Source organism: Gallibacterium genomosp. 1, from assembly GCF_001678575.1.
Taxonomy (GTDB): domain Bacteria; phylum Pseudomonadota; class Gammaproteobacteria; order Enterobacterales; family Pasteurellaceae; genus Gallibacterium.
Genome location: NZ_JTJP01000027.1, coordinates 1 through 8,073 on the forward strand (window position 1 = coordinate 1; position 8,073 = coordinate 8,073).

General features: G+C 39.0%; 7 protein-coding genes and 1 riboswitch. Of the genes, 3 read left to right on the forward strand and 4 right to left on the reverse strand.

Annotation, left to right across the window (positions count from 1 at the left end):
* Positions 1-229: 229 nt before the first annotated feature.
* Positions 230-1,027, forward strand: coding sequence for an ROK family protein (locus QV04_RS06205; protein WP_268872747.1), 798 nt, complete (start codon positions 230-232; stop codon positions 1,025-1,027).
* Positions 1,002-1,559 carry a Crp/Fnr family transcriptional regulator gene (locus tag QV04_RS06210; protein ID WP_039087641.1) on the forward strand — a complete coding sequence of 186 codons (558 nt, stop codon included), beginning with the start codon at positions 1,002-1,004 and terminating at the stop codon, positions 1,557-1,559. Before QV04_RS06205 ends, QV04_RS06210 begins: the two co-directional genes overlap by 26 nt.
* A 40-nt stretch (positions 1,560-1,599) precedes the next feature.
* Here QV04_RS06210 and QV04_RS06215 read toward each other — a convergent pair whose 3' ends face one another.
* The gene (locus tag QV04_RS06215; RefSeq protein ID WP_065233324.1) at positions 1,600-2,115 is read right to left on the reverse strand and encodes a hemerythrin domain-containing protein; all 516 of its coding nucleotides are present in this window, start codon (positions 2,113-2,115) and stop codon (positions 1,600-1,602) included.
* Between the two features lie 237 nt (positions 2,116-2,352).
* On the opposite strand from QV04_RS06215, the gene QV04_RS06220 reads away from it, so the two are divergent.
* Positions 2,353-3,678 carry a hemolysin family protein gene (locus tag QV04_RS06220; RefSeq protein ID WP_065233325.1) on the forward strand — a complete coding sequence of 442 codons (1,326 nt, stop codon included), beginning with the start codon at positions 2,353-2,355 and terminating at the stop codon, positions 3,676-3,678.
* Positions 3,679-3,705: 27 nt separating this feature from the next.
* Here the strand turns inward: QV04_RS06220 and QV04_RS06225 are convergent, their stop codons facing one another.
* From QV04_RS06225 to QV04_RS06235, 3 genes are all read right to left on the reverse strand, one after another.
* Complete coding sequence (locus QV04_RS06225; protein ID WP_065231431.1) at positions 3,706-4,101, reverse strand: VOC family protein; 396 nt, start codon at positions 4,099-4,101, stop codon at positions 3,706-3,708.
* Positions 4,102-4,165: 64 nt separating this feature from the next.
* A complete protein-coding gene (torA, locus tag QV04_RS06230) occupies positions 4,166-6,637 on the reverse strand; it encodes a trimethylamine-N-oxide reductase TorA (RefSeq protein ID WP_065233326.1) in 2,472 nt (823 codons plus the stop codon).
* An 81-nt stretch (positions 6,638-6,718) separates the two neighbouring features.
* A riboswitch (molybdenum cofactor riboswitch) is annotated at positions 6,719-6,851 on the reverse strand.
* A gap of 34 nt (positions 6,852-6,885) precedes the next feature.
* Positions 6,886-8,007: a NapC/NirT family cytochrome c gene (locus tag QV04_RS06235; RefSeq protein ID WP_419177511.1), complete on the reverse strand. Its 1,122-nt coding sequence runs from the start codon at positions 8,005-8,007 to the stop codon at positions 6,886-6,888.
* Positions 8,008-8,073: the final 66 nt, after the last annotated feature.

Here is an 8,073-nt window from a genome sequence, read left to right on the forward strand (position 1 = left end):
AGTTTTACAGTCAAGTAAGGCGTGGCAAGCCAACGTTAAGCTGTTGAGTCGTTTTAAGTGTAATTCGGGGCAGAATTGGTAAAGAGAGTCGTGTAAAATATCGAGTTCGCACATTTTGTTGTCTGATTATTGATTTTTGGCGAAACCATTTGATCATATGACAAGATGTGTATCTACCTTAACTTAATGATTTTGATAAAAATCATTAGGGGATTCATCAGTACTCGGTATAGGTTTAGGTATTCCCGGTTTAGTCGTAAATCAAGCAATTATCTCGCGTGCTTCAAACTTCTCTTGGGGAGATAACTTTAACGCTAAACAATTAATGGAAGATATTTCTCAAAAATTCGTGAAAGTCGAAAAAGACGTGAATAATATCGCTTTAGGAGAATTATTATTCGGTAGCGGTCGAGGTTTTAATAATATTATTGTCATATCCATTGGTACGGGGTTATCCGCCGGTATCATTATTGATAAAAAACTCTTATCTGGCGTACATGGTTGTGCCGGTGAATTTGGTCATATTGTGGTTAATGAAAAAGGATTAAAATGTGGTTGTGGTTTAACCGGGTGCCTTGAAACTTATGCCTCTGCCACCGGAATTCTTAGAGAAACTAAAAGACTGATACTTGAAAAGAAAGTAGGACTGTTGAGTGAACAATTCTATCATCGCTTATCTGACTTAGAAGTCAGCCATATATTTGATTTTTACAATAAAAATGATGAAATTGCGATTGAAGTAATAGAGAATTTCTGCAAATATTTAGCTTATGGATTGGGAGTATTGTTAAATACAGTTGATCCAGAACTCGTGATTTTAGCTGGAGGCGTTTCTAAATCAGCAGATTTGATCATACAAAAAGTAAAAATATATCTAACTCGTTATGCATTATCTGCATCTTTAGAGAAAATCCAAATGAAACGCTGTCAATTACTTGATTCTGCCGGCATAAAAGGCGCTGCATCACTCGTTATTAATGACTATAGGCATAGAACACACAATGAATCAAATATTATCTCCTTATGACTTGAAGTGTTGTCAATGTACTCCTTTACATACAGTACCCAAAGGCACAGTACTTTATCTTCAAGGCGATTCATCACACGAATTTTATTTTGTTGAAAAAGGGTTAGTTGGTCTATATCACATGCTAGAGAACGGCAAAGAAAGCTTAGTTAGAATTTATAAACAAGGCGATTATTTCGGTTTTAGAACGCTCTTTGGCGATGGTACATACCACTGTAGTGCAAGGATCTTAAAAAAATCTGAAATTATTAGGATTACACCTCAAGATTTAGATAACTTTTTTTTAGAAAATCCCCATACTGTCCATATGCTATTTCAAATACTGGCAAATGAACTAAGAGATGCTGAGAGTAGGCTAGCAAAAAGTGCTTATCTAAAAAGTTTAGATAGAATTATTGATAGCATCTGTTTTCTTAATAAAAACTTCCCTGAATATAATTGGACAAACCGTGAAATTGCAGAGTACACAGGCTGCGAAACCGAAACGGCAATCCGAATTACTAAAGAACTACGGCGTAAAAATCTACTCTAAATCATAAAAAACCTGTTTCTTTATAGAAACAGGTTTCTTTTTATTTTTCACTACATACTCTCGGAAAGAAAATCTCATTTTCGAAATAAATATGCTCGTGAAGATCGGCAATAAATTTCTCAATACCGCTGTAAAGCGCTTGCCAAGTACCACAGGCTCCTTCCGGCAGCGTTAAATTACGCGTTAAAGTTAATAATGTTCTCACATCTTCTTCCGCTTCATCGTGTTCCGCCAACATTACTTGAATCGGCATTCTTGCCATTGCATATTGACCGGCTTTAATCATTTGGAACAGAATCTGCTCTTCTTTCCGCATATGCATATCAAGATCTTGATAAATTTTATCTAAAATAGAAGCACTGCCAGCTGGGCAATTCGGACTGTCGGCGTGAACCTGTTCAACGGTTTGCGCCAATTTAATTAACTCCGGCAACTGTTGACGATGACGTTGGTGATAACCGTTTTCCACAAAAGAAATCACTTCGTGATAATCTGCCGTACGCCATTTTTGCACATCCGCATCAGAAAAATAATTTTGTTGAGACGCTGCTGTCATAAATCTCTCCTCAGAGGTTATAAGGGTAATATCTGACTAAAATGGTAAGGTTTACTCCTCGTAAAAACAATTACCCGATATGGTAGATTTCTTTTACAGCTTAAAATAACCACTTTGCTAAACGATATTTTGCTTATTTCGATAAATAAAATCGGTGAAATTAGCCGTTCTCTCTCTTTTTCGAGTACAATAGCTGTGGTTTTGGTAAGTAAATATTTAACTGTTGATAGGTGTTTTGTGACTATTTTTCAAAATCTTATTGTTATTGTTGCTTTAATTGCCGCTTCAAGTTTTCTTTCCATTTCAGAAATTTCGATTGCCGGTGCGCGTAAAATCAAATTAAAACTGCTTGCGGAAAGTGGCGATGAGCGAGCAAATAAAGTATTGTTTCTACAAGAAAATTCAGCTGATTTTTTTGCTGCCTCGCAAATCGGCTTAAATGCGGTTGCTATTTTAGGCGGGATCTTGGGCGAATCTGCGTTTCGCCCCTATTTTGTCGGCTTGGTTGAAGAGTTTTATCAGGGAGAATGGGCGGAAACTATCGGATTTACCTTATCATTTTCGTTGGTAACTTCTCTCTTTATCATTTTCGCCGATTTAATGCCTAAGCGAATGGCAATGATTGCACCGGAGAAAATTGCAGTAACATTGATCCATCCAATTAATCTTTTTATTCTGATCTGCAAGCCTTTTACTTGGATCATCAATGCCATTGCCAATACTATTTTTCGGCTTTTCAAAATGAATATTAACCGCGAGGATAACATTACTTTTGATGATATTTCAGCGGTTGTGGACGCAGGTGCGCAAGCAGGGGTATTACAACAACAAGAACATCACTTCATTGAAAATGTGTTTGAATTGGAAGAACGTACCGTGCCGTCCAGTATGACCACACGAGAAAATGTGGTCTATTTCACATTAAAAGAATCCGAACAAAGTATTCGCCAAAAAATTGCTGATTATCCATATTCTAAGTTTTTGGTTTGTAACGAAAATATTGATCAGGTCATTGGTTATGTCGATACCAAAGATATTTTGGTAAAAATTTTAAATAATCAATCAATGATCCAACTTAATGAATCAACTATTCGCAATGTTTTGATTATTCCGGATACATTAACGCTATCGGAATTGTTAGACCGTTTCCGTGCAACTAAAGAGAAATTTGCCGTCGTAATGAACGAATATGCATTAGTGGTTGGCGTTATTACATTATCCGATATTATGATGACGGTAATGGGAGACTGGGTTGCTCCTATTGAGCAGGATCAACAAATCATTAAACGTGATGAAAACTCGTGGTTAATTGAAGGATCAACGCCAATTGAGAATGTAAAACACGCTTTATCCATTAATATCGATTTTCCTGAATGGGAAAATTACGAAACCATTGCTGGATTTATGATGTATCGTTTAAGAAAAATTCCTCGTCCGGCGGATGCAGTCGAATTTGAAGGATTTAAATTTGAAGTTGTCGATATTGACCACTATAAAATAGACCAGTTACTAGTAACTCGTATCACACATCCACCATTGAAGATTAAAGAAGTTAGCGAATAATCTCAAAATGCCTACTTTCCGTAGGCATTATTTCTCTATATTCTCTTGATAATTTGACAACTCAATTAAATTACCATCAGGATCACGCAAATAAACAGAATGAATTTTTCCAACCGCACCTGTACGCTCCACAATACCAGCTTCGATGCTTAAATTCTGCTCTTTTAAATAACTCAGCACTTGTTCTAACGGTTCAGACACAATAAAACAAAGATCCGCACTTCCAGCTTGCACGTGCTTAGCCTTTGGCTCAAATTCTTTTCCTAATTGATGTAAATTAATTTTTTGTTGTCCAAATTGTAACGCTACCCTTCCTCCTAAAAATATCTGCTTTTTCATTCCCAATTTTTGATAAAACGCCACTGAGATATCAATATCTTTAACAGTTAATACCAAATGATCCAAATGAGTTATTTTGAGCATATATTCTCCTAATATCTATATAAATAATCCGCACATTTTTGTGCGGATTATTTACTTCTAGGTCTTAACCAACCATTTTAGGCTGTTGAAACACCGTAACCGCAGGGGCTTCACCGATGAATTTTTCTACCTGAACAATACAAGTATTTGGCGAGTTACCCTGAGCGAGTTTTGACGTACCTTCATCACGAGTTAGCACATTCGGACAACCGTTTTTACATAATGGTTTATCAGATTGTCCAAGGTCTGCTGGATCGTACCAAGCCCCTTCGTGCAAGGCTACTGTGCCTTTGATAATTCCATCAGTAACCACTGCCCCAGCAAGCACTTGTCCACGTGAATTGAAAATTCGCACAATATCACCATCAACAATACCACGCGTTGCCGCATCATCTTTGTGGATCAACACTGGTTCACGATCATTCACGGCATATTTTTGACGTAATGAAGTATGCGCAAGCTGGCTGTGCAAGCGGTAATATGGGTGTGGCGTAACTAAAGCTAAAGGTGCTTCTGCGGCGGTGTTGCCTGCAAATTCAGCCGGTTCCATCCAGCTTGGATAGCCTTTGCAATCGTCATAATTCATTTTGGCTACCACATCAGAATAAATTTCAATTTTACCTGATGGTGTACCCAATGGATTCAACAATGGATCATTGCGAAACTCTTCGTAACGCACCCATTTTTTCGCTTTCTCACTAGCTTTAAAAGTGAGCGGTTTATTTTCTTCCCAGAATTTCTCAAATTTAGGCATCAATACACGGTTTTTGCGTGCGGCATCAAATGCGGTTTGGTAGAAACCTTTGAGCCAATCCATTTCTGATTTATTTTCGGTGAATTGTTCTTCCACACCAGCACGCTTCGCTAATTCGGTGAAGATGTCATAATCACTTTTTGCTTCAAATTGCGGTGGCACAACTTGTTTCATTGGGTAGATATTCATCATTGAATAATCGCCCGACATTGTTAAGTCGTTACGCTCATAACTGGTGGTTACAGGCAATACAATATCAGCCATTCGTGCCGTTGGCGTCCAGTTTACTTCATTCACAATAAAGGTATCTGGCTTATGGAAGGCTTTCACTAAGGTATTGGTATCTTGATGATGCACAAATGGATTACCACCTGCCCAATAAACTAATTTAATATCAGGATAGGTAATTTCCGTGCCATTATATTGAATCGTTTTGCCGGGGTTAAGTAAAGCATCTGCAACCCGTGCCACAGGAAATGCCATTTTTGAGGTTTCATCAAGCCACGTTTTTTCCCCTGCTTGTACGGCTGGATTTGCGGTGATCGAACCTAAAATTCCGCCTGTTGCGGTTGGTACGCCACCATTGGCATAGTGATAACTAAAGCCGAAACCACCGCCTGGTAAACCAATTTGCCCGAGCATAGAAGCTAGCGTTACCATCATCCAGTGGCTTTGCTCACCATGGCGTTGACGTTGCATTCCCCAACCGCCCATTAACATTGTGCGTTTAGTCACAAAATCATTGGCAAGTTGTTTAATCATCTCCACTGGTACGCCAGTTAATTTACTCGCCCAGGTGGCATCTTTTGGCTGCCCATCTGTTTTGCCTAATAAATATTCTTCAAATTTATCATAGCCTGAAGTGTATTTTTTCAAGAAGGTTTTGTCGTGCTTGTCTTCAGTCACCAAGGTATGTGCAATCCCTAGCATTAGTGGCACGTCAGTTGCCGTATTAATCGGGATCCAGTCTGCGCCTAAAAATTCGCAACTTTCGCTACGCACAGGATCAATGCAAATAATGCGTTTGCCGCTCTCTTTTAATTTTTTGAAATAGGCTAAGCCTTCTTGATCCGTAGATGTCCACGCAATGCGTAAGGTTGTGAGTGGATTTGCCGACCATAACACCACAATCTCAGAACTTTCTAAAATGGTTTCCCAGCTGGTTTGTTGCTCATAAACTTCAATTGTGCCTAAAATGTGCGGCATAATCACTTGTGCTGCCCCAGTTGAATAATCCCCTTTTGAGCCAACAAAACCACCCGTTACATTAAGGTAACGATGTAGCAAGGTGCGTGCTGCGTGTAGTGAGCCTGAGCTATACCAACCATAAGATCCAGCATAAATCCCTGTTGCACCGTAGCTATCTCTCACCCGTTTCATCTCTTTTGCCACAAGATCAAACGCCTGTTCCCAAGATACGCGTACCCATTCATCACGTCCACGCAAGGTGGTATCTTTGTTGCCTTCTAAATAGCCCTTACGCACCATTGGATATTTAACACGGGTTTCGCTATAAAGCTGATCGGCAACCACAGATTGCAATTCATTGGTTAGCGGTGCAGGAATCGCAGGGCCTGACTTCACCACTTTCCCCTCTTCCACAACCACGCCTAAAGGCCCCCAGTGTGCCGCAGTAACCACCGTGCTTTGCTCTGCCGCCACTGCTTTAGAAGATACCAACGATCCTACTGCCCCACCTGATAAAGATGTTCCAGCAAGACCTAATGAAGAATGTTTAATGAAATCACGACGACTTGCATTAATGTTGTCTTGTTTTTTCATTGTTCACCTCAGTATGACTTTCCACGGCATTTTATATCTGGGGAAAATTCTAAAAATTTGCACCGCACTTATAAAATGCTATGAGTTTAACTTACGACACCTTTCTAAAACGAGTGGCATAATCATTTCTAACCATACCATTGTGCAATCAAGTTGCAGGCATTGCTTCCATATCTTTCGACTTAGGATCACAAGCTCGGAGTCAAACCTGTGCTAAATAATTTTAGCCATATTCCAAATGGAAACGGTTAATGTGATGCGCTCACTTTATCCTTGCTATTACGTTGTAAATAAATCGTAAGTGTGCGGACATCATCTGCTGACATTGATGTACGATTTTTCATTGAATTCACCACACCAATCCATTGATTTGCGGTGTAATGATCTGCTCCAATTGCAGCGTGACAACCACTACAATAGGTTTCATTTAGATTTTTACCAAATTGATTAAGTGCGGTTAAATTTGCCGTTAAAATAGATTTCGGTGCATTAATTTGCAAACGGACTTCCTTCCAATCTGAAGCGGTAACTTCATCATAAACGGTCCGTAATACCTGCATTTTATCTTGAGGCACATCTTCCAATAACGCCACCATAATGCGTTTACCTAAATCCATATAAAGAATGCTTTCTGCCCCGGCTTGTTGCCAGCCTGTGAGCGTTACTGAAACTTGATCAGCCGTGGCTTTCCAATCGGTTAATTCCGCATAAGGCATTAGGCGAATACTGCCTCCGTCAACAATATTAGCATTACTCATCGCAAGGCTATATAAAGTTTTATCCTGCGGACTAAATTCACCACCGTGTTTACTTAATTCACCACTGGCTTCTTGATTATCAATTTCCATCTCAGGCATAAAATGTACTATCCCTTTATGGCAATCAATGCACGTTTGGTTGGTTTCCTGTGCTATTTTATGCATTTTCTGTGCTGCTTCTGATTGCTCTGAAAGCTCCATTGCTTCCATACTATGACAGCTTTTACAGGTTGCCGAATCACTAGCTTTCATATCTTCCCAAACCGATTTAGCCATCGCGAGGCGGTGTGCTTCATAGGATTCCTGGTCTGGTAATTTATCGACCACAAGGGTATTCCACACATCTTTTAATGCCATCACCTTAGTTTTCACATAATGAAATGCGGAATCTTGCGGAATATGACAATCTGAACATTCCGCCCTAATACCTTTACGGTTGGAAAAATGTACACTGCCCTCCCATTCTTCCTTTGGAATTTCCATAGAATGGCAACTCACACAAAATTCTGTTGTGCTTGTTTGTTTCATCACATATTGTGTAACAGCTAAAATTACACCACCTAATATCACACCTATTAAACCGACGAAAAAAAGTTTTTTATTGAGTTTCACTTCAATCTCCCACATTTAATTAAATACTTATTATAAATATGGGTAATTATATTTATCATTATGATC